This is a genomic window from Actinotalea ferrariae CF5-4 (assembly GCF_000603945.1).
GTDB lineage: Bacteria > Actinomycetota > Actinomycetes > Actinomycetales > Cellulomonadaceae > Actinotalea > Actinotalea ferrariae.
Genome location: NZ_AXCW01000281.1, coordinates 1 through 788, shown reverse-complemented (window position 1 = coordinate 788; position 788 = coordinate 1). Strand labels below are relative to the sequence as shown.

The following is a 788-nucleotide window of genomic DNA, read 5'->3' as shown; positions in this document are numbered from 1 at the left end:
ACCCGCGCGCCCGATCCCGGTCGCCGCGGCCGTCGTCCTGGTCGGTGTCGTCGGGCTGCTCGTCGGTGCCCTGGTCGCCGGTCTTCTGCTGAGGTCCTCGACGCCGTCGGCGACCTCGGTGGATGCCGGGTTCGCCCGGGAGATGCAGGTCCACCACGGGCAGGCCGTCCAGATGGCGGTCCTGGTCCGTGACCGGACCGACGACCCCGCCGTGCGGTCCCTCGCGCTGGACGTCCTGCTGACGCAGCAGAACCAGCAGGGGCAGATGGCCGGGTGGCTCCAGGTGTGGGGGCTGGCCCAGACCGCCGCCGGTCCGCCGATGCAGTGGATGACCGAGCACGACGGCCACGGCAGCGGGCCCGACGGCAGCGGCCCGCCGGAGCAGATGCCCGGCCTGGTGAGCGCGGAGCAGCTCGCGCTGCTGGAGCAGGCGGAGGACGTGGAGGCGGAGCGGCTGTTCCTGGCCCTGATGATCCCGCACCACGAGGGCGGGGTGGAGATGGCGGAGTACGCGGCGGCCGAGGCGTCGACGCCGGCGGTGCGGCGGCTGGCGTCGTCGATCGTCACGGCCCAGGCGGCGGAGATCCGCCTCCTGGAGGAGATGCTGGCCGAGCGCGGCGGGCCCCCGCCCGGCCTGTGACGCGGTGCGCCGGCCCGCGACGAGGGAGCTCTCCCGGGCGCGACCCCTCCCTCAGGAGCCCTGCCGGCTAGTAGCCGGAACGGCGCGGGGAGGAGCGCGGTCCGTCGTCGGCGCGTGCGGGCCGCTCGCCGGTCCGGCCCGGGCGATC

Annotated in this window: 1 protein-coding gene; it reads left to right on the top strand. The window is 76.3% G+C overall.

The window, feature by feature from the left end; translation table 11 throughout:
• Positions 1 to 640, top strand: a 640-nt coding sequence (locus N866_RS16305; RefSeq protein ID WP_034228331.1) for a DUF305 domain-containing protein, incomplete at its 5' end; no start/stop codon positions are given.
• Positions 641 to 788: the final 148 nt, after the last annotated feature.